The sequence below is a fragment of the Embleya sp. NPDC055664 genome, assembly GCF_053618075.1.
This window is the reverse complement of sequence record NZ_JBSHGZ010000003.1, coordinates 179,255-198,731: the sequence shown is the minus strand read 5'-3', so window position 1 is coordinate 198,731 and position 19,477 is coordinate 179,255. Positions and strand designations below refer to the sequence as shown.

The 19,477-nt window shown below is 72.9% G+C and carries 18 protein-coding genes; 9 read left to right on the top strand and 9 right to left on the bottom strand.

Annotation, left to right across the window (positions count from 1 at the left end):
• Window positions 1-72: 72 nt before the first annotated feature.
• Window positions 73-588: a GNAT family N-acetyltransferase gene (locus ACWGR4_RS06650; protein WP_380001378.1), complete on the top strand. Its 516-nt coding sequence runs from the start codon at window positions 73-75 to the stop codon at window positions 586-588.
• Here the strand turns inward: ACWGR4_RS06650 and ACWGR4_RS06645 are convergent.
• Window positions 572-1,243: an SDR family oxidoreductase gene (locus ACWGR4_RS06645; RefSeq protein WP_452129573.1), complete on the bottom strand. Its 672-nt coding sequence runs from the start codon at window positions 1,241-1,243 to the stop codon at window positions 572-574. The genes ACWGR4_RS06650 and ACWGR4_RS06645 overlap by 17 nt on opposite strands.
• Window positions 1,244-1,440: 197 nt before the next feature.
• Here ACWGR4_RS06645 and ACWGR4_RS06640 point away from each other — a divergent pair, with 197 nt between their 5' ends.
• Together ACWGR4_RS06640 and ACWGR4_RS06635 are read left to right on the top strand one after the other, a co-directional pair.
• Window positions 1,441-1,947, top strand: a complete 507-nt coding sequence (locus tag ACWGR4_RS06640; protein WP_380001374.1) for a GNAT family N-acetyltransferase — start codon at window positions 1,441-1,443, stop codon at window positions 1,945-1,947.
• A 179-nt stretch (window positions 1,948-2,126) separates the two neighbouring features.
• Window positions 2,127-3,449: a hypothetical protein gene (locus tag ACWGR4_RS06635; RefSeq protein WP_380001372.1), complete on the top strand. Its 1,323-nt coding sequence runs from the start codon at window positions 2,127-2,129 to the stop codon at window positions 3,447-3,449.
• A 29-nt stretch (window positions 3,450-3,478) separates the two neighbouring features.
• Here ACWGR4_RS06635 and ACWGR4_RS06630 read toward each other — a convergent pair whose 3' ends face one another.
• Window positions 3,479-4,801, bottom strand: a complete 1,323-nt coding sequence (locus ACWGR4_RS06630) for a bifunctional folylpolyglutamate synthase/dihydrofolate synthase (RefSeq protein WP_452129574.1) — start codon at window positions 4,799-4,801, stop codon at window positions 3,479-3,481.
• A 1,001-nt stretch (window positions 4,802-5,802) separates the two neighbouring features.
• Between ACWGR4_RS06630 and ACWGR4_RS06625 the strand changes: the two genes are divergently transcribed.
• From ACWGR4_RS06625 to ACWGR4_RS06615, 3 genes are read left to right on the top strand one after another with little or no spacing between them, the layout of a single operon-like run.
• Complete coding sequence (locus ACWGR4_RS06625) at window positions 5,803-6,051, top strand: hypothetical protein (protein ID WP_380001368.1); 249 nt, start codon at window positions 5,803-5,805, stop codon at window positions 6,049-6,051.
• Window positions 6,048-6,944, top strand: coding sequence for a polyprenol monophosphomannose synthase (locus ACWGR4_RS06620; RefSeq protein WP_380001366.1), 897 nt, complete (start codon window positions 6,048-6,050; stop codon window positions 6,942-6,944). Before ACWGR4_RS06625 ends, ACWGR4_RS06620 begins: the two co-directional genes overlap by 4 nt.
• A 4-nt stretch (window positions 6,945-6,948) precedes the next feature.
• Window positions 6,949-7,509: an FxsA family protein gene (locus ACWGR4_RS06615; protein ID WP_380001364.1), complete on the top strand. Its 561-nt coding sequence runs from the start codon at window positions 6,949-6,951 to the stop codon at window positions 7,507-7,509.
• A 144-nt stretch (window positions 7,510-7,653) separates the two neighbouring features.
• Here the strand turns inward: ACWGR4_RS06615 and ACWGR4_RS06610 are convergent, their stop codons facing one another.
• The 5 genes from ACWGR4_RS06610 to ACWGR4_RS06590 form a co-directional block, all read right to left on the bottom strand.
• Window positions 7,654-8,028, bottom strand: a complete 375-nt coding sequence (locus ACWGR4_RS06610; protein ID WP_380001362.1) for an RNA polymerase-binding protein RbpA — start codon at window positions 8,026-8,028, stop codon at window positions 7,654-7,656.
• 265 nt (window positions 8,029-8,293) lie between these two features.
• The gene (locus ACWGR4_RS06605) at window positions 8,294-10,813 is read right to left on the bottom strand and encodes an ATP-binding SpoIIE family protein phosphatase (RefSeq protein ID WP_380001360.1); all 2,520 of its coding nucleotides are present in this window, start codon (window positions 10,811-10,813) and stop codon (window positions 8,294-8,296) included.
• A 199-nt stretch (window positions 10,814-11,012) separates the two neighbouring features.
• On the bottom strand, window positions 11,013-12,596 hold the full coding sequence (locus tag ACWGR4_RS06600) for an ATP-binding protein (RefSeq protein WP_452129575.1): 1,584 nt from the start codon (window positions 12,594-12,596) through the stop codon (window positions 11,013-11,015).
• A gap of 217 nt (window positions 12,597-12,813) precedes the next feature.
• Window positions 12,814-13,008 carry a DUF2304 domain-containing protein gene (locus ACWGR4_RS06595; protein ID WP_380001356.1) on the bottom strand — a complete coding sequence of 65 codons (195 nt, stop codon included), beginning with the start codon at window positions 13,006-13,008 and terminating at the stop codon, window positions 12,814-12,816.
• A gap of 23 nt (window positions 13,009-13,031) precedes the next feature.
• On the bottom strand, window positions 13,032-13,409 hold the full coding sequence (locus tag ACWGR4_RS06590) for a hypothetical protein (RefSeq protein WP_380001354.1): 378 nt from the start codon (window positions 13,407-13,409) through the stop codon (window positions 13,032-13,034).
• A gap of 242 nt (window positions 13,410-13,651) precedes the next feature.
• Between ACWGR4_RS06590 and ACWGR4_RS06585 the strand changes: the two genes are divergently transcribed.
• Together ACWGR4_RS06585 and ACWGR4_RS06580 are read left to right on the top strand one after the other, a co-directional pair.
• A complete protein-coding gene (locus tag ACWGR4_RS06585; protein ID WP_452129601.1) occupies window positions 13,652-14,110 on the top strand; it encodes a flavodoxin family protein in 459 nt (152 codons plus the stop codon).
• A gap of 105 nt (window positions 14,111-14,215) precedes the next feature.
• Window positions 14,216-16,024: a M14 family metallopeptidase gene (locus ACWGR4_RS06580; protein WP_380001352.1), complete on the top strand. Its 1,809-nt coding sequence runs from the start codon at window positions 14,216-14,218 to the stop codon at window positions 16,022-16,024.
• Window positions 16,025-16,064: 40 nt separating this feature from the next.
• On the opposite strand, the gene ACWGR4_RS06575 is transcribed toward ACWGR4_RS06580, so the two are convergent.
• Window positions 16,065-16,478: a winged helix-turn-helix transcriptional regulator gene (locus ACWGR4_RS06575; protein WP_380001350.1), complete on the bottom strand. Its 414-nt coding sequence runs from the start codon at window positions 16,476-16,478 to the stop codon at window positions 16,065-16,067.
• 103 nt (window positions 16,479-16,581) lie between these two features.
• Between ACWGR4_RS06575 and ACWGR4_RS06570 the strand changes: the two genes are divergently transcribed.
• Window positions 16,582-17,433, top strand: coding sequence for an alpha/beta fold hydrolase (locus ACWGR4_RS06570; RefSeq protein ID WP_452129576.1), 852 nt, complete (start codon window positions 16,582-16,584; stop codon window positions 17,431-17,433).
• A 466-nt stretch (window positions 17,434-17,899) separates the two neighbouring features.
• On the opposite strand, the gene yczR is transcribed toward ACWGR4_RS06570, so the two are convergent.
• The gene (yczR, locus tag ACWGR4_RS06565) at window positions 17,900-19,387 is read right to left on the bottom strand and encodes a MocR-like transcription factor YczR (RefSeq protein WP_380001344.1); all 1,488 of its coding nucleotides are present in this window, start codon (window positions 19,385-19,387) and stop codon (window positions 17,900-17,902) included.
• Window positions 19,388-19,477 lie beyond the last annotated feature (90 nt).

Genomic DNA, 19,477 nt, shown 5'->3' with positions numbered 1-19,477 from the left:
CACGAAGCCGTAGCCAAGATCGTCCGCCGCCCGACCTGCCCGGCGCGCCGCCGCGGATGGGACGATGATCCGATGTCGCGCACATCGGAGGAAACCCGCGTCCAGGTCCGCTCCGCCGTCGAGGCCGACGGGACCAGTCTTGCCGAGATAGACCACCTCACGTGGTCCCCCGACGTCACGCCCGCCCCCCGCTGGGCGGTCGACAAGGTCTTCTTCCGCGACGCCGACCACGTGCGCGACACCCTCGTCGCCCACGAGGGCGACCTCGTCGTCGGCTATCTGCAACTCGAACGCTCGACCCTGTGCCCGGCCTCCGGCCACGTACAGATCATCAACGGCCTCGCGGTGCACCCCGACCACCAGGGCCGCCGGATCGGCCGACTGCTGCTGACCGCAGCCGAGGCCGAGGCGCGCCGGCGCGGTGCCCGCCGCATCACCCTGCGGGTGCTCGGCGGCAACGCGTCCGCACGCGCCCTGTACGCGGCCTGCGGCTATCGCATCGAGGGCGTCCTGGAGGGCGAGTTCCTGCTCGCCGGACGTTATGTCGACGACGTGCTGATGGCGCTCGACCTCACGAACGAGGCCTAGCCGCCACGTACTTGACCGCCTCGGCGACCGGCACGTCGCCGCCGACCGCCTCGAGCGTGCGGCCGATCGTCCCGGGCTCGGAGATCAGTTCCGCCAGGATCGCCGCCACGTCGTCCCGACGGATTGCGCCGCCGCCCTCACGTTCGGACAGCGCGATCAGTCCGGTGCCCGGATCGTCGGTGAGCCGGCCCGGGCGCAGGATGGTCAGGTCCAGCGCACCGCGCGAGCGCAGGTCCTCGTCGGCCTCGCCCTTGGCGGTCAGGTAGAGCGCGAAGTCCGGGTCGGTGTCGGGCGGCGGTGCGGTCGAGGCGCCCATCGAGGAGACGATCACGTAGCGCCGCACTCCCGCGTCCTCGGCCGCGTCCGCCAGCAGGACCGCGCCGCCGTAGTCGACGGTCATGGTGCGCTCGCGGGTGCTGTCCGGGCCCGCGCCGGCCGCGAACACCACCGCGTCCGCGCCCGCCAGGTGCTCGGCGACCTCCTCGACCGGGGCCCGCTCCAGATCGCACACGACGGGCTCGGCACCGGCCGCGACCAGGTCGTTCGCGTGATCGGGGTTGCGAATGAACCCGACCACCGTGTGTCCGCGATCGGCGAGCAGGCGCTCCAGCCGAAGGGCGATCTTTCCGTGTCCACCCGCGATGACAATGCGCATGTATGACACGGTAAATTCACAAACCGGGACATTCATCACCGTCGACCCGCGACACGTCCAGGTTCCACTGATCGGCCGCGCCCCGGACCCACGCCCCGCCCATGCCCCCCCTGCGCCCCTGCGCCCCTGCACACTCACGCCCGCACCGAACCACCCTCGCCCGGCGCCGCTTCCACCCGCCCCTACAGTCACATGCCATGACAATCACCCCGGGCCCGACCATCGACACCGACCTCACGCACACCCGCGACCTGCTCTTCGCGTACTACAACGCGACCGCCGAGGAGGTCGGCCACCCCGGCTGGGCATCCCCCGACCTGCTGCCCGAGTGGTGCCGCACCGATCACGACGACCCGGCCGACTACTACGCGCACCCCGGCGCCTACTTCACCGCGCACCTGGCCGGCCGGCCCGCGGGCGGCGTCGGCGTACATCTGCTCGACCCGGGGACGGCGGAGGTCAAGCGCCTGTACGTGCTCCCGCACGCCCGGGGCCACGGCACGGCCCGGGCGCTGATGACCCGTCTGCACGCACACGCCCGCGCCGTCGGCGCCGACCGCTGCGTCCTGGACTGCCTCCCGCAGCGCACCCGCGCGATCGCCCTGTACGAAGCCCTCGGCTACCGGCCCATCCCGCCGTATCGGGAGTACACCGCCCACGCACCGCTGTCGTGCTTCGAACTCCGCCTCGACGCGCAGGGGTGAACCCGACTTCAGGTCGACGCTCGCCGACCGCCGAAGTCGCCCATGATCCCCCATTTGCCGTAACCTGCCACGTCGCTTCCCCGCACGATCGGGCGGATTTCGCCCTTTGACCTCCCCCGCGCCCCGCAGCCGTTCTATCGTCGCCCCGTTCGGTGTCACCCGTACGGAAGGGGCCGGTCGTGACCCGAGGAGGCATCGGTGCGGCGCGCGTCGGCAAGGCACTGGGGCTCGTCCCCCGCCAGGTCCGCCTCGCCGCCCGAACAGGACTGCTCGCCCAACACCAGGACGGCACTTTCGACGCGGACGCCGTCGCCCGCGCCGCCGCCGACCCGGGCCCCTTCCTCACCGCCCTGCAACGCGAGGAACCGCTGACCGCCACCGAGGCCGCGCACCGCCTCGGCATCAGCCGCGAGCGCTTCCGCCGCGTCGCCCGGGCCGCCGGGCTGGCGGTCGTCGACCGGGTGCGGGTCACGCGCTACGGCCGCGACATGGAGGTGCGCTACTACCGCACGGCCGACGTGGACACCCTGCACCCGCACATCGCCGCCGACCGCGAACTGCGCGAGGCGGCCCGTACCGTGTCCCGCTCGCTGGCCGCCACCAAGGCCGCCGCCACCCGCGCGCACAACCGCGAACGGGCGCACCACGCGCGCCGCTACCTGGCCACGCTGACCCCCGACCGGCAGACCGACCCGGCCGACGTGATCGCCTTCGCCTGCGCGCTGGCCCGCCTGCACGGCACCGTGCCCGCCCGGCTGCGCCGCTTCATGGCCGACCCGCGCGTACGCGACATCGCCGAGATCGCCGACCAGTGCCGCTACAAGCCGGAAGAAATCGCGGACCTGCTCACCACCTCCGCGCCGCGTGCGATCGCCGCGCTGCGGGCCCTCGCCCGGCCGCACCGGGTCTGGGCCACGCTCGGCGTGCCCGCCGAGGACATCGCCCACCGCGTACCCTCGATCGATCACCACATCAGCGTCGACCTGCTGCACGAACTGGCCACCGACCCCCCGCGCTGGCTGCTCGAACTGCACGCCGACCGCGAGCTCGAACACGCCTCCGCGGCGGTGACCCGCTGGTTGGACCGGGAGTGGCACGCCCAACAACGGCGCGCCGAGGCGGTGTGTCGCGCGGCCGAGGCGGTGATCGACCAGCTCGCCGACGACGCAGTCGCCGAACTGTTCGCGCTGCCGGTGGAGGTGGTCGTGGAACTGCGCCCGCGCAGCAACAAGTGGACGACCGCGTACGTCGAGGAACTGCTGCACACCCGCCCGCTGTGGTTGCGCAGCCTGGCCCTGGCCCATGCCGAGATCGCCCGCCGCACCGCCGCCCGCACACGCCGCGAGGCGGCCCGCACCCAACGCCGCCTCAACTGGCGCCGCACCTGGGCGAGAGCCCTGTCCGTCCCCCTGGACACCGTGCCCGACACGGTCGAACGCCCCACGCCGGCGGCCCTGCACACCGCGCAAACCGACCCCCCGCCCTGGGCCCGCCCCCACTGACCGACCCGGAAGCGGGCCGGCGTAGCGGTTCAGGCCGGGGCCAGGCCCAGCACCGTGCGGGCCTCGCCGACCAGTTTGTGCGAGCCCAGGACCACCACCAGGCCACCCTCCCCGGCCAGTTTCCCGGCGCGGCCCAGCGCCGCCGTCACATCCGGCTCGACGCAGTCCGAGCGTGCCGCCCCGGCCGCCGTGCGCAGCGCGAACAGCGCCTCCGGGTCGGCCGCGTCACCGGAACCGCTCCGGGTCATCACCACGGGCCACTCGACCGGCAGCGCGGCCAACATCCGCGCCGCGGGCTTCTCCCGCATGACGCCGAAGACGACCACCGGCGGCACCCGATCCACGGCCCGCGCGTGCCGGGCGATCTCCGGCGCGACTGTGGCCAGCCCCTGGACGTTGGTCGCCCCGTCCAGCAACACCCGTCCCGACCACTGCCCCACGCGCGCCGACGCGACCAGTTCGAGCCGTCCGGGCCAGCGGGTCGTGGCCAGCCCCGCCCGCAGGCGCTCGTCGCGGTACGCGGGCACATGGCCCCGCTGTACGAGCGCGTCCACGCCGGCCACCGCGAGGGCGAGGTTGTCGTACTGGTGCACGCCCGGCAACGTGCACACCAGGTCGCGATGCACCCCCAGGGGCGTTCGAACGTCGAGGAGCGGCGCGCTGCCCGGGCCGCCGTCCCGCGCCTCGACCAGGATCTCCCGCCCCAGCCGCCACACGGTCAGCCCCGCGTGCCCGGCCAGCACCTCCGAGGCCGCCGCGGCGGCCTGCGCCGACAGGCGGCCGAGCAGCACGTGATCCCCGTCCACGGTCGCGCCGACCTTGGCCCGGGCGATCTCCGCCTCGCTCTCGCCCAGCCGCTCGGTGTGGTCCAGGCCGACCCCGGTGAGCACCTTCACATCTAGCCCGAATTTGCGCACCACCGTGCGCTGCCCGCCGATGTTGGCCTCCGCGGCGACCAGTTCGACCCCCGCCCGCCGAAAGTGCGCCGCCGCCGCGGCCGCGTGCAACGACGAGGCGTTGTAGGCCAGTCCGGTCGCCCGGATCGCATCCACCGCCTCCGTGCAGGCCGCCGCGTACTCCTCCTCCGACACCGGCACCCCGTCGACCCGGATCCGCTCACGCGGCTCCTGCAGATGCGGACTCGGCATGCTCCCCACCCGCAGCCCCATCCCGTTCAACGCCGCGACCGCGAACGCGCACGTGGACCCCTTGCCGTTGGTCCCCACCACCTGCATCCCGCGCAGCGCCCGCTCCGGATGCCCCAATGCCGCCAACAGCTCCGGAAAATGCCGCCCGTTCCCCCGCACGCGGTGATACTCCTCGACCACGTGCGCACACTCGCGATAGTCCATGACCCTCGATCGTGTCACCCCGAGCCACCCCGCGGCCACCCACCGTCGCGACCTTCCGGCGACCCGCAACGGCCGGGCCCCGTCCGAGAGTTGCCGGCCGCCTCGCGGTGTGCGGCACACGCCGTGCGCTCGTGGGGTGATGTCGGGTGAGCGGCCGACCGGGTGAACGCGGCTCGATCCCGGCGCTTTCGGTGCTCCTCGTCGGTGTGGCGACGGAGGGAGGCCGCTCGCGTGGTGGGGCCTGGTACGTGTACAACTCCTACAACACCTCCGTACGGCCCGCGCGCACGACACGCCGGGACTCCGGACGAGCACGGTGCCGTGCCGCGACGCGTCGAAGCGTGTCGTCCGCGGGGGCGAAATGGTGCGACGCGGCCCATTGGGGGAACGATTGCGCCACCCGGCGGGCGCACACCACCCACACCCGTGCCGCACCACCCCGGGGTCTGACCTGCACCGATACCACGTTTGCCCAGGTCAGTGCATTGTTGACACCGCGCCCGCATCGCCCAGTACGTTCGACCCGGTCCACCGCAGGACGACCGGCAGGAGAACACCCTCCCCGAGCACGCGCACGCCTCCGGGCCACAGGTGGCACAGCCACCGGGCGCCAGGTCCGGAACCGACGTGACGCGCGCCCGGGAGGCCGCCCCACGCGGCCACGAACGGCAGAGCGGCACCCGTGCAGCCGCCCCGCCGGACGCGAGCACACCCCACGCCGGAAGGTGAGACCGCGGCAGAGCCCGGTCGCCCAGTAGACAACGACCACCGCGACCGACAGCCAGCCGGTCCGGGGCCGGCCCGAAGGGCGACCGGGTTCCCGCTGCCATCCACCCATGCCGTCGAGCCACCCGCACCGTCGAGCGGGCCACGGGTCTGTCCCAGGGCGAAACCGAATGGCCGGCTCGTCCGTTGTACCGTCACTGCATCACCCGCCCGGCGCACCACCGTGTCGAGCGCGACCGCAGCGATCCACGACGACCCGGCGAGGGGGCCACACGGTGCCGCAGTTCGACCGCGACGCGGCGCCCCGCGCCCGCCACGCGGTCGGCCGCACCCGCGCGTTCCGCCCGCGTACCCCGCCTCCCGCCGCCGCGCCGCGCACCGGGCGCACCCGCGCCGGCCGGCTCGGTTCGGCTCCCGGGGCGATCCTGACTATCGTCGGACACCGCGCCCGCGCCGACACCGGACCCGGAGCCCACACCATCGACAACGCCATCGAAGCCAACGCCATCAAGGAGATGATGTGACCGACCGCGAGCAGACCAGCTTCGCCGATCTCGGCAAGGTGCTCGTCATCATCCCCACCTACAACGAATCGGAGAACATCGAGCCGATCGTTGCGCGCCTGCGCGCCGCGGTGCCCGACGTCGACGTGCTCATCGCCGACGACAACAGCCCCGACGGCACCGGCGACATCGCCGACACCCTCGCCGAGCACGACCCGCACGTCCAGGTCATGCACCGCGCGGGCAAGGAGGGGTTGGGCGCCGCCTACATCGCCGGCTTCCGCTGGGGCATCGATCGCGGTTACGACGTCCTGGTGGAGATGGACGCCGACGGGTCGCACCAGCCCGAGCAACTGCCCCGACTGCTCGAAGCGGTCCGGGACGCGGACCTGGTGCTCGGCTCGCGCTGGGTGCCCGGCGGCGGCGCGGTCAACTGGCCCGGCCACCGCAAGCTCATCTCCCGGGGCGGCAGCACCTACTCGCGGCTGATGCTCGGCGTCGACATCCACGACGTCACCGGCGGCTTCCGGGCGTTTCGCCGGGACACCCTGCTGGGCATCGGCCTGGACGAAGTCGCCTCGCAGGGCTACTGCTTCCAGGTCGACCTGGCCTGGCGCGCGATCCGCAAGGGCTATCGCGTGCTGGAGGTGCCGATCACCTTCATCGAGCGCGAACGCGGCAACAGCAAGATGAGCAACACCATCGTCGCCGAGGCGTTGTGGCGGGTCACCGCGTGGGGCGTCGGCCGCCGGGTGGGCAAGTACGCGGACGAGCCGACCCCGGAACTCGCCCCGAGCAAGGCCGCCGATCGCACCAAGGACGCCGCCGCCGTGCCGGCCCCCGCCGCCCCGACCGACGCCGAAGCCGCCAGTACCTCCGGCACCACCACCGGTGCCACCCCGCCGAGGACGTGATCTCGTGAGTACCCCGCTGCGCCGAGCGGTCAAGCTCCTGCCGATCGTCGCCCTGCCGCTGGCCGAGATCTACGTGATCACCCTGGTGGGCGGCGCCATCGGCGCGGGCGAGACCTTCCTGCTGATCCTGGCCGGCATCGCGGTGGGTTCGCTGGTGATCCGGTACGAGGGCCGCCGGGTGCTGAACCGGCTGCGCGCGCTGGGCGAACGGGCGCAGCGCGAGGGCCAGTCCGACCCGGCCGTGATCGCGGCCCAGGGCAAGGAGGCGACCAAGGCCGCCGCCGACGCCGGTGTGGTCATCCTGGGCGGCGTGCTGCTGATCATCCCGGGCTTCATCAGCGACGCGCTGGGGCTGCTGTGCGTGCTGCCGTTCACCCGGCCGCTGGTCCGCCGGCTGATCGGCACCGTGGTGGCGGCGAAGGTGGCGGGCAGCACCCGGCTGAGCGGCATGACCCGGCAGGCCCGGATCCATCGCCCCGACGGCAAGATCATCCAGGGCGAGGTGATCGACCCCGACCCGCGGCGGGACGACGAACCACCGCCGCCGCCGCGCCCGCTGCCCTGAGCGCGCCCCGGGCGGTCGGGCGTCGACGGCGCCCAGCACGACGCCCGGGGCGCCACGACCGTGAAGGTCGTCGGCGCCCCGGGCGTCGGTGCCACCTGTCGACGGGATCCGCACGGGCCCGGAGCGGGCTCGTGCGGGGATCGCTCAGGCGCTCTTGCGGTTGTCGCGCGGATCGTGGTGGAGGTTGATCCCACCCGACCGCAGTACGGCGAGGCGCTCGGCGAGCACCTCTTCCAGCTCTTCCCTGGTCCGCCGCTCCATGAGCATGTCCCAGTGCGTGCGTGTCGCCTTGTTCTTCTTCTCCTCGGGCGGCGTGCCGTCCACCAGCTGCGCCACGGCGCCGCAGCTGCGGCACTCCCATGTCGACGGGATCTCCGCCTCGACGGAGAACGGCATCTCGAAGCGGTGCCCCCGGGGGCATTCGTATTCCACGGTGCGACGCGGCGCCAGATCGATACCGCGATCGGTCTCGTAGCTGGTGGCGCCAAGGCGTGTGCCGCGGAGAGCTCGCTCACTCATGAATCGTGCCTCCTGGCTGGTAACCCACATCGACAGGTCTTGCTGTCTCGTTCGATTGCAGAACGCGTGACGGGCCTCGAAGATTCCCGACCGAGGGGTCGACGGGGACGGCTCGGGGTCCGTGACGGTGGGTAGCTACCCGAAAACGGATGATTCATTACATCACCGGGAGAAAGTGACATAAAACTCGCACGGTCCATCGGAATCGCCCCGACAACGCGCCGTCGGCGACGTGTACCGCCACGCAGCGAATCCCCACTGGGTGTCACCGGTCGCGGATCTCCGCCCAGACGATCTTCCCGGTGTCGGTGGGCCGCACACCCCAGTCGGTACTGAGCCCGGCCACGATGCACAACCCGCGATGCCGCTCGTCGTGGCCGGGAGAGGCGATCTCCTTGGGCAGTCGCCCGTCGTGGTCGACCACCTCGACGATCAGCCGGCCCGGATGGTGGCGCAGCCGCAATTCCATGGGGGTGCGGGCGTGTTCGGCGGCGTTGGAGACGAGTTCGGTGACCACCGAGCAGGTGGTGTCGCTGTGGTCGACCAGGCCCCAGCGGGCCAGCGTGGCGCGGACGAAGTCGCGCGCCTCGCGGGCCGAGCGCGGGGTGGGCGGCAGGTCGAGGCCGGCGGTGCGCTCGACGCTGTGCCGGGCACGCACCAGCAGCAGCGCGACGTCGTCGGGCTCCTGGCCGGTGAGCATCGTCTTGGCCAGCAGGTCGGCCACGTCGGCGACGGTGCAGGTGCCGCCGGTGGTGCCGTCGATGTGCTCGGTGAGTTCCTGGAGCCGATCGGTGAGCGAGGCGTCGTGCGATTCGACCAGGCCGTCGGTGTACAGCAGCAGTTGGTCGCCGGCGTCGAAGCCGACCATCGCGTCCTCGAAGGTGGTGCCGTCCAGGCCGAGCGGGACGCCGAGGTCGTCCTCCAGGAGTTCGACCTTGCCGTCGGCGCTGATCAACGCGGGCGGCAGGTGTCCGGCGTTGGACCAGTGCACGGTGGCGTCGCCGGGGTCGTAGACGGCGTAGACGCAGGTGATGATCTGGTCCTCGCCGCCGAGCCCGGTCACCAGCCGGTTCAGGTGCCGCATCACCTGCGCGGGCGGCAGGTCCATGACCGCGTACGCCCGGACCGCGGCGCGCAGTTGGCCCATCACGGCGGCGGCCTGGAGGCCCCGGCCCATCACGTCGCCGACCACGAGCGCGATTCGCCCGGCGGACAGCGGGATCACGTCGAACCAGTCGCCGCCGACCTGCTGGCCCTTGGCCCCGGGCAGGTAGCGGAAGGCGATGTCCAGCTCGTCCAGGTCGGGCGGGACCTGCGGGAGAAGGCTGCGCTGGAGTTCCACGGCGGTGTCGCGGACGCTGCGAAACAGCCGGGCGTTCTCGATCGCGGTGGCGGCCTGGGCGGCGATGCCGAGGGCGAGTTGTTCATCGCGTTCGGTGAACACGTCGGCCCGAGTGTGGCAGAAGGAGAACGCGCCCAGGTCCTCGCCGGTGGCGGTGGTCACCGGGATGGTCAGCAGGCTGCGGACCGGGGGTTGCCCGGCGGTGCTGACCCGGTAGGGCAGCAGTCCGGCGGCGCCCGGGTCCTCGGTGAGATCGCCGCGGCGCACGGTGGCCGGCGGGACGACGGTGGTCTGCGGGCGGGTACGCGCCGCGAGGGTGGGGCGCGGGCGCGGGAGGCGGTCGATCAGGGTGGGGTCGGGGCTGGTGACCGCGTAGCGGGTGTCGGCGACGCCGCCGGTGTCGTAGTCGATGTAGCGGAAGATGCCGTGCTCGGCGGCGATCACCGAGGTGGCGGCGTCGGTGGCGGCCTGGACCAGGCGTTCGAGGTTGAGTTCGCGGGTGAGCTTTTGGCCGACGCGGTAGAGCGTCTCGACGATCCGGGTCTCCTGGTCGAGCCGGCGCTGCTTGTAGGCGAGTTGTTCCTGCTGCGAGCGCACCCGGTCGCGGGCGTCGGCGGCGACCAGGGCCGCCTGCGCGGAGGTGTCCTCGTGGGCGGCCAGGAGTTGTTCGAGCGCGTCCAGGCGGGCGGCGGCGAGGTGTGTGACGGGGGTGTGCCGTCCCGGGCCGCCGGCGAACAGGGGCGCGGTGTTGAGCGGGAGCAGGGCCAACCGGGTGGAGACGGCGACGGTGCGGAAGAGTTCGGCGATCCGGGCCGGGATGTACACGCGGGTGAACATCAGGACGGTGAACAGTTCGCCGTCGGGGAGCTTGCCGGCGTAGCCGACCACGGATTTTATGCCGTGGCTCCGGATGAACTCCTTGTCCGGGACGGCGCTGCCGGCCAGCGCGTCGGGGATGTGGGTGATGTCGTGCCGGTCCCATTCGGTGTCGCCGCTCAGCGGGCCGGCCACGATCTCCTCGGCGGTGACCCCGAGTTGGGCCAGCATGGCGCTGATCATCGGCGCCCGGCGGACCGCCTCGGCGCTGGGGAAGGCGACCACCTGGTGCCGGCTCGAGCGGGTGCGGTCGCGCCATTCGGGGTGGTCGCCGGTGGTGGCGAGGAGGGTGAGGCAGCGCAGGTCGGGGTGCGGGACGAGGTCGGGTTGCCGACGCAGGGCGCGCTGTTCCAGGTCCGGGGTGAGGTTGCGCCAGGGCATGGTCTGGAACAGGCGGGTGAGGACGAGTTGGGACCGTCCGGTGTCCGGGTCGCGAAAGGTGGTGCGCAGGTGCTGCACGATCGCCCGGGCGGCGTCCTCGGTGGTGGCCGATTCGGCGGTGACCCGGCGCAGTTCGGAACTGCACACCACCATGTCGCTGACGGTGAAGTTGGCGAGGTCGAACACTGGGCGTCCACGTCCTCCGTGGGGGTGCGGGGCACCATCATGGCGCGCCGGTGCGGGTGAAGTGATGTGTTTTGTGTATTTGGTGGCGTGCCGGGCGAAGACCGGGTACACGCCGAGGCCCTCCGAGCCGTGCCGGCTCGGAGGGCCTTCGGAAGCGTGGGGGCGGCGCGGCGTCCGGGGCAGGGGGCGCGCCGGAAGGTCAGGCGGTCGGTTCGGGCTCTCGCCGGCGCTCCTTCGCGAGCGAGATGGTGGGGTCCTCGACGGTGAGCGCGTCGGTGTGGTGCGGCAGCAGCGCGAGCAGGCGCCGACGTTCGGCCTCGGGGGTGTCCTCTTCGAGCGGGTCCGGGGTGTGCGGGACCTGGATGCGCACCACCGGGCCGTTGCCGATCCGTACGTAGCCGCGCCCGGGCGGCATGTCCTCGCCGCCGGAGACGCCGGGGCCGGTGCCCAGGACGGTCCGGATGGTCTCGGGATCGAGCGGGCCGAGGACGACGCGCGTGTGCGTGTCGGCGATCAACGGGGGGCGCAGCCGGTCCAGGTGGGTGGGGCGGGTGCTGGTGATCACGCCGATGTGGGTGGCCCGGCCCAGGCGCAGCGGCAGGTCGAGCAGTTCCTGGGGGTCGGTGGTGCCCTGCCCGGCGGCGAGGTCGCTGAGTTCGGTGATCTCGTCCAGGATCACCCACAGCGGACGGCGAGCGTTGTCCGGGACCGGCGTGCCGTGTTGTTTGGCGTGGGTGACGGCGGCGATCCGGCGCTCCGTCTCGTGCCGCAGCCAGGTCAGCGTCTCCAGGGCGCCGTGGTATCCGGTCTCGATGCGCAGGATGTTGCGGCGCCCGGCCAGGCAGGCGTAGTCGCCGGAGCCGCTGCCGTCGATCACCACGATGTCGCCGTCGCGGGCGGCCTGGAGGGCGATGGTGCGCAGCAGGTTCGACTTGCCCGCGCCGGGGGCGGCGACGGCGAGCAGGTGTGGGTCGGTGCTGCGGTTGCCGGTGCGCCAGATGACCGGCGGCAGCTGGTGGGTGGCTCCGTCGACCCGGATCGGGGTGCGGCGGTTGGTGCTGTCCGCGTCGGTGATGCCGAGCAGGATCTCGCAGGGCGCGGTGACGAACTGCTGGGCCGGGACGGCGGGAGGCAGCGGGGGCAGCGCGGCGACGGTGAGGCGGTTGTTCTCGGTGTCCCAGTCGTGGAAGTACTCGCGACCGCGGCCGAGCTTGGCCTGGAGCACCCGCTCGATCCGGGCGCGGGCGCCGGGGTCGTCGTCGGTGAAGTAGGGGCTGTAGGTGAGTTCGAGGCGGGTGATCCGGTCGCCGTCGAGTTCCCAGTCGCGGAAGGCGTCGCGGTACGCGCCGCCCGGGTGGAAGAGCCTGGCCGGGTCGTGGTCGTCGGCGAGGTGCGGCACGAGGCCGTTGTAGACGGCCTGGAGCCGGAGTTCGATGGGGTCGGGGCCGGGCTCGGGGGCGGGGGGCTTGTCCGCACGGCCGAGCCAGGCGGCGGCGGCCAGGATCAGCAGCAGGGCGATCAGCGGGGCATAGGGCAGGAAATAGAGGGCGAGCACCGCGCCGACGACGACCGCGGCCCCGGCCTTGCGCTTGTCCGCGGAGGCGTTCTTCCACCAGCCCCGCGCCCAGGCGAGTTGCCGGTTCAGGCCGCGGCCGAGGGTCAGCACGGGCGAGAAGGTGTCGCGCGTGTGCTGCTGGATCCGCGTGGCGCGCGAGCGGGTGTTGCCGATGCCGTCCTTGGCGCGTTGGGCGATGACGGCGAGGGATTTGGGGCCGGGGGACATGCGGTCTCCGTGGGGGGTTGATGCGGGTAGGCGGGAGGCCCCGGTTCGGGGGACGATCCGGGGCCTGTGCGTGACGTTCGGGGAGCGGTCCGCCCGCCGGGCTCGCCTCGGCGCACGGGTGAGGCACTCGAAGGCGACGCCTGTGCGAGGGCTTCACCGGTGCGCCGAGGCGCGGCGCCGGTGGTGCGGGCGCGGCGGCGGGGCGGCTGGGCGGCGGTCAGAAGGTGATGCCGCTGAGGAGATTGGCGATGCTGTTGGTGCTCGCGGTGATGTGGGGGGCGATCGAGCTGCCCGCCAGATAGAAGCCGAAGAGGGCACAGACGAGGGCGTGCGGGATGCGCAATCCGTCCTTGCGGAACAGGACGTAGGCGATGACGCCGAGGAACAGGACGCCGGAGATGGACAGAACCATGGGGACTCCTTCGGGCGGTGCACTCAATGCGTGGGGGTTGGGGTGAGGATCCCGGTCCGGGCGATCCCGTAGAGGACCAGAACGGTGACGCCGAGGCGACCGGGGGTGGACAACGCCCAGAGGGCGAGGTGCAACGCGATCACCAGCGGGAGCGTGGCGATCGCGTAGACGGTGTGGAACGCGCGGGACTGCGCGTTCGTGGCCTGGACGGCCGGGGCGAGCGTGCGGCGGACGACCGAGACGAGGGTGGGCGCCGCGGGGGCGGCGGGGGCGGGAACGGGCGGGGGGACGGGGGTGGGAGCGGGTGCGGGGGTGTGGCCGGCGGTCTCGGGGGCCGGGTCGGCGGGGGACTTGGTGCGGGGGTAGGGCAGTGGTCGTTGCCGTAGGGGGGTGAGGCGCATGTGGGTGGTTTCTCCCCGAGGTGCCGGTCGGTTGGCATATCGACGTATTACTTAAAGTGCTCTTATCGTGACAAATGGTGCGCGCGTGTCAAAGCATCAAACGGGTGGAATCACCATCATTTCCTCGACGATCCACCCGTATGGAGGACGCGTGGAAGCGCCGGGCGCGGGGACGCGGCGGCTCGCGGCGCGCATCGCGGGGCATGCCCGCCGGCGCGGCCGGCTTCTGGCAGCGTGTGGCCATGGCCATCCTGCTCGTGGTGCACCACACGCCCTCGCCGACGCTCGCCGAAATGCTGGAGGCGACCCTCGCGGGCGCCCGCGACCCGGAGATCGAGGGGGTGGAGGTGCGGGTGCGAGCCGCCCTCACCTGCTCACCGGTGGAGGTCTTGGAGGCGGACGGCTACCTCCTCGGCACACCCGCGAACCTGGGCTACATGTCGGGGGCGCTGAAACACTTCTTTGACACTGTCTATTACGTGTGTCAGCAAGAGACGACGCGGCGGCCGTACGGGCTGTACGTCCACGGCGGCAGCGACACCACGGGCGCGGTGCGCTCGGTCGAGGCGGCGGCGACCGGTCTGCAGTGGCGCCGGGTCCGCCCACCGGTGGAGGTGGCGGGCCCGCCCACGCGGGAGTCGCTGGCCGCCTGCACGGAGTTGGGCGCGGTTGTGGCGGCCGAGTTGATGTCGCCGCAGTAGTGCGGCCCGGCCCGGGAAGCGTCCTCCCCCGCCCGGTCGCGGGCCACCCGGGGACACCCCGACGGGCTATCGACCTTGGGCCGGCACGGGTGGGAGGTTGATTCGGTGGCAGATTTCGCGAATCCGCACAAGACGACGGCCGACGACATCGCGCGGGCGCTGCGCCGCGCGGAGGCGGAGCGGCTTCGGGGGGTCGAGGCGGCTCGGGGGGACGGGCCGGGGCCGGCGCGGGAGACGTTGCGGCGCGTGTTGGTCGCGCGCGAACTGGCTCGGATCGCCGGGAGACGACGCGACGGGGGGACGGCCGCGGGCGCCGATGGGCCGGCGGGTGGTACGACCGGGCCGGCGGGCGCGACCGGGGGCGGTGTGCGCCACGGCGGCGGGGCCGTACTCGACGCGCTGCGTGGCCGATCCGCGGCCGCCGCGCCGGGCAAGGCCCGCACCCGCCCCGGCCGGCAGCCCGCCGCCGCACCGCAGCCCGCCCACCCGGCCGGCAAGTCGCCGGCCGCGCCGCGGCACACCACACCCGCCGCGCCACAACCGGCCGCCCCGCGGCCCGCCCCGGCGGGCGACGCCGCTCCCGACGCCGGCGTGCCGCGCGTCGACCTGGCCGAGACGGTACGCACGGCCCCGAACAAGGCCGCCGTCTTCGACACCCTGCGCGCCGCGACCGCCGAGCGCCGTGCCGATCCCGCTGTGCTCCGTGAGGTGCGCGCCCGCTTCGCTACCCAACCCGACGACCTCTGGCTCGCCGAGACGATCGTGCGATCCGGGCCGGAGCCGCTGTGGAGCACGGCCGACCTGGGCGAACGCAGCCGACGAGCCGGCGGCGCGCAGCCGTGGGCGGCCGAACCGGGCAACATCGCGGGCGGCATCGAGGATCCGGACCCGGATCCGGATGTCGGCTCCGAGCGGGCGCGCCGGATCGCGCCCATTCCCGCATACCTGTTCCCGGGGACCGATCCAAACCTGCGGGCCCTGATCATCGGCGGCGTACACGGGAACGAGCCCGAGGGGCGGGAGGTGGTCGAGCGGTTGCGGGCCCGGTTGACCAAGGAGTCGGCGGAGGGGAGGCCGCCGCGATACACCACGATCCTGGTGCCCGAACTCGTCGTCGCCACCCATCACGCCTACGGTGAGCGCCCCGCCTTCGAGAAGCGCCTGTTGCCGGGCGGCCGGGCACGCTCCGCACCCGGAAGGGTCGAGCCGAACCGGAACCTGCCGTTCCCCGGCACGAGTTACCAGGAAGCGCGGAAGCAGGGCGCCGGCGGGAAGCCGGAGTTGAAGACCCTGCCGATCGACAAGAACGGCAACCCGATCCGCGGCGGGACTCCCGCACCGGAGCCACAACCTCCGCGCGATACCGACAAGTTCCCCACCAGCAGTGTCCGGATGTTGCCCGAGACGCGCGCCCTGCTCGCTCTGCTGGAGCGGTTCGATCCGCAGCGCGTCGTCAGCGTGCACGCGCACGGGCTCACCACGAAGGAAGGCGACGCGCCCGGCGTCTTCGTGGACCCTCGCGGCATCGACCCGCACACCCAGGCGGTCACGGACAGGGCGGCCGGCGAAGCCGACGACAGGCTCACCGCCCGACTGGCCGGCAGGGCCGCCGGAAAGGTGCCCGAGGACCTGCGCGCCGCCGCGTTCGCGGGAAACACCTTCCGCAAGACGTCCGCACCGGACGCCGGCTCCCCCACCGACGTCGGCACCCCCGGCAACGTCCGCTACGCATCGAGCGCACACGGCGAGGGCAACTCCCTGGGCATGTACGCCCCGGTCCCCTCCTCCGCCCGGCATGGCGCGACCACCATCACCGTCGAGGTTCCGGAATTTCCGACGAAGGCAGCCCTGGACCAGGTCACCACCGCCCACGCCGAGGCGATCGACGAAATCGTCCTCCGCGACCCCACCTGACCACCCCACCCCACCGCGACCGGCACATTCGATCCACGCGCTAATCGGAGGGCGACTCGTCCGCGAGCCGGTTGTTGCGGTCGATCTCCGCCATGTGCGTCTCGGCCCAGACCCGTAGGACGGAGAGCGGTCCTTCGAGGGACAGACCCAGCTCGGTGAGCCGGTAGTGCACGGCGGGCGGCACGGTGGGTTCCACACGGCGCGCGACCAGGGCATCGCGGACCAGGCTGTGCAGGGTGACGGACAACATCTTCTGGGAGATGCCCGGGATACGGCGCCGCAGTTCCGCGAAACGGAGCTCACCCGGAGCCTCCTGGGCCAACACCTTGACCACCATCGACGTCCACTTGGTGCCGATGCGGTCGAGCAACCGGCGGGTCGGGCAGCGCGGATCCAGCAGGTCCCCGCGCTCACCGGGTCGCCCGTCACGTGCGCCGGGCCTCGACGTGGTCACCTGGGGCTCACCACCTGAAGGGAAAGTGCCGTCTTGGGCGGACCAGCGTAGTTCCCTAGCGTGACCTGGTCACCATTACTTACCAAGTACCCGGAGTCCCGCCATGCCCGAACTGCGACGCGTCCTCGCCAACGGTGTCGAACTGAACGTCGCCCTCTGCGGATCGGGCCCGGCCGTCCTGCTGCTGCACGGCTTCCCGCACACCTGGGAACTGTGGACGGACGTCATGGCCGATCTCTCCGGCCGCTACCGCGTCATCGCGCCGGACCTGCGCGGGTTCGGCGCGAGCGGCCGGGCCGCCTCCGGGTACGACGCGGGCACCCTGGCCGAGGACGCCGCGGCGCTGCTCACCACGCTCGGGGTGTCCTCTGCCGCGGTGGTGGGCATCGACGCGGGCACCGCGCCGGCGTTCCTGCTCGCCCTGCGCCGCCCCGATCTCGTCCGGCGCCTGGTCGTCATGGAATCCCTGCTCGGCAGGCTGCCCGGCGCCGAGGACTTCCTCGCCGACGGACCGCCGTGGTGGTTCGGCTTCCACTCCGCCGCGCCCGACCTCGCCGAGACCGTGGTGGAGGGCCACGAGGCCGCCTACGTCGACTGGTTTCTGAACGCGGGCACGCTCGGCGACGGTGTGCGCCCCGCCCTCCGGGACACGTTCGTCCGCGCGTACACCGGCCGCCAGGCGTTGAGCTGCGCATTCTCGTACTACCGGGCCCTGCCGAAGAGCGCGGAACAGATCGAGCAGGCGGTCGCCGGCGCGCGCCTGACGGTGCCGACCATGGCGCTGGGCGCCCGGCCCGTCGGTCCCGCGCTGGAACGCCAACTCCGCCCGATCACCGACGATCTCACCGGACACGTCATCGAGGACTGCGGCCACATCATCCCGCTGCACCGGCCGCACGGCCTGCTCACGCTGCTGCGTCCGTTCCTGGCCGGCAGCGACGCGAAGACAGCGTGACCGGGGTGGGGCCGACATCGGCCCAAGGTGCTACGACGGTGTGGACCGGGACCCGGCTGTCTTGCGGTGACGGCGGGCGCCGGGGGTCACGGGTCCCGGCTGGAGGAGTCGGTGTGGCGGCGTGGGCCCACGCGCGGATGCGGACGGGGGCGGGGGCGCGGGGTGGGCCGTCGCCGGGCGGCCGTGGCGCGGCGGGTGGGGTCGCGGCCGGGACGAGGTGGGCGGCGTGGGCGGTGGGCCTTGGTCGAGCCGGCGCGACCGTGTGCCGCCGCCAGGGCTGCCGCGACCGAACCCATCGCGCCGACCAGTGCCGCCAGCACATCCCGCATGACCCCTCCCGAGGTGCGGAACCGGGTGTTCCGCACAGGGCCCACAGTGCCGAGGGTCGGTGGTGATGCGTGGAGGGGGCGGGCGGACTGTGGACAAGTCGGGGGTTGTGGAAACCGCGCTTTCGGGGTGGCCCGGCTCAGGCCATGATGGCCGCGCCCGAGAAGCCCGCGTAGGTGGTGGGGCGGGTGCGTGCGGTCTCGGCCACCGCGGCGGACAGGCGGCGGATGGCTTCGGTCAGGGTGGCCGGGTCGTGGGCGTAGGGCAGACGGACGTGGTGTTCGAAGGTGCCGTCGGTACCGAAGTGGGTTCCCGCCGCCACCCGCACCCCGTGTCGGGCGGCGGTTTCGGCCAGCGTCAGGCTGGAGGTGCCGTCGGTGCGTACCCACAACGACAGGCCGCCCAGGGGCATCGAGAAGGTCCAGTCGGGCAGGTGCTCGGTCAGCGCGTCGGCCAGCGCTCCCCGGGCGGCACGCAGCGCGGGCAGGCGCGTCTCCAGGATGGCGTCCTCGTGGTCGGTGATCAGGTGGTGGGTGACCAACTGGTCCAGCACCGGGGCGCCGACGTCGAACGACGCGCGGGTGGCCGCGATGCGCCGGACCAGATCCGGGGTGGCCCGGATCCAGCCGATCCGCAGGCCGCCCCAGAAGGTCTTCGAGGTGGACCCGATGGTGACCACGTTGTTGGTCCGGTCGAACGCGGCCATCGGCAGCGGCCGGTCCGCCGGGTCGAGGTCCAGGGCCAGGTCGAGGCAGGTCTCGTCGACGATCAGCGTGGTGCCGGTGTTGCGGGCCAGGTCCGCCAGCGTGCGCCGGATCCCGGGATCGGCGAGGTGGCCGGTGGGGTTCTGGTAGTCCGGGATCAGGTAGGCCAGTCGCGGCGCCGCGGTGCGCAGCGTGTCACGCCAGGTCTCCACGTCCCAGCCGGTGTCCGTCATCGGCACCGGGACCGGACGGTTCCCGGCCTGCCGAATCGCGTCCAACACATTGGCGTAGGTGGGTGATTCGACCGCGACCCGGTCGCCGGGGCCGGCCAGCGTGCGCAGCACCAGGGTCACCGCGGCGAGGGCGCCGGGGGTGACCAGGATCTGGTCGGGCGTGGTGGGCACGCCGCGGCGGGTGTAGCGCTGGGCGAGCGTGTCGCGCAGCACCGGCAGGCCGCCGGGGAGGTAGCCGTGGCCGGTGGTGTAGGTGGGCAGCGAGTCGGTGGCGTCGGCGACCGCCTGGTGCAGCGCGCGACCGGGACCGGGCAGCGCCGCCACGCCGAGGTCGATCACGCCGGTGGTGGTGCTCGGGCTGAGCCCTCGGGTGGGGATCTCGGTGTGCGTCCCGGGCAGGGTGGTCCAGCTGCCGGAGCCGCGGCGGCTGGTCAGGTAGCCGTCGGTGCGCAGCAGCTCGTACGCGGCGGCGACTGTGGTGCGGCTGATCCCGAGCCGGTCGGCGAGGCCGCGTTCGGCGGGCAGGCGCGCGGTCAGCGGGATCCGACCGTCCAGGAGCAGGGCGCGGATGCGGTCGGCGAGCGTGCGGTACGCCGGGCCGGTGCGCGCGGCGGACTGGGTCGCGGTGGTCCAGGGGTGCAGGAGGTCGGCGAGGCGGGTGCTGCTGACGGTCAGGTGAGGCGCGCTCATCAGTCCACTCCTGTCGAATTGGCTATGGATCCGTGATCCGGTGTCCGCGATTCTTTCACCGTTGGCTCTTTTTTGGCAGTCAGGCGCGAA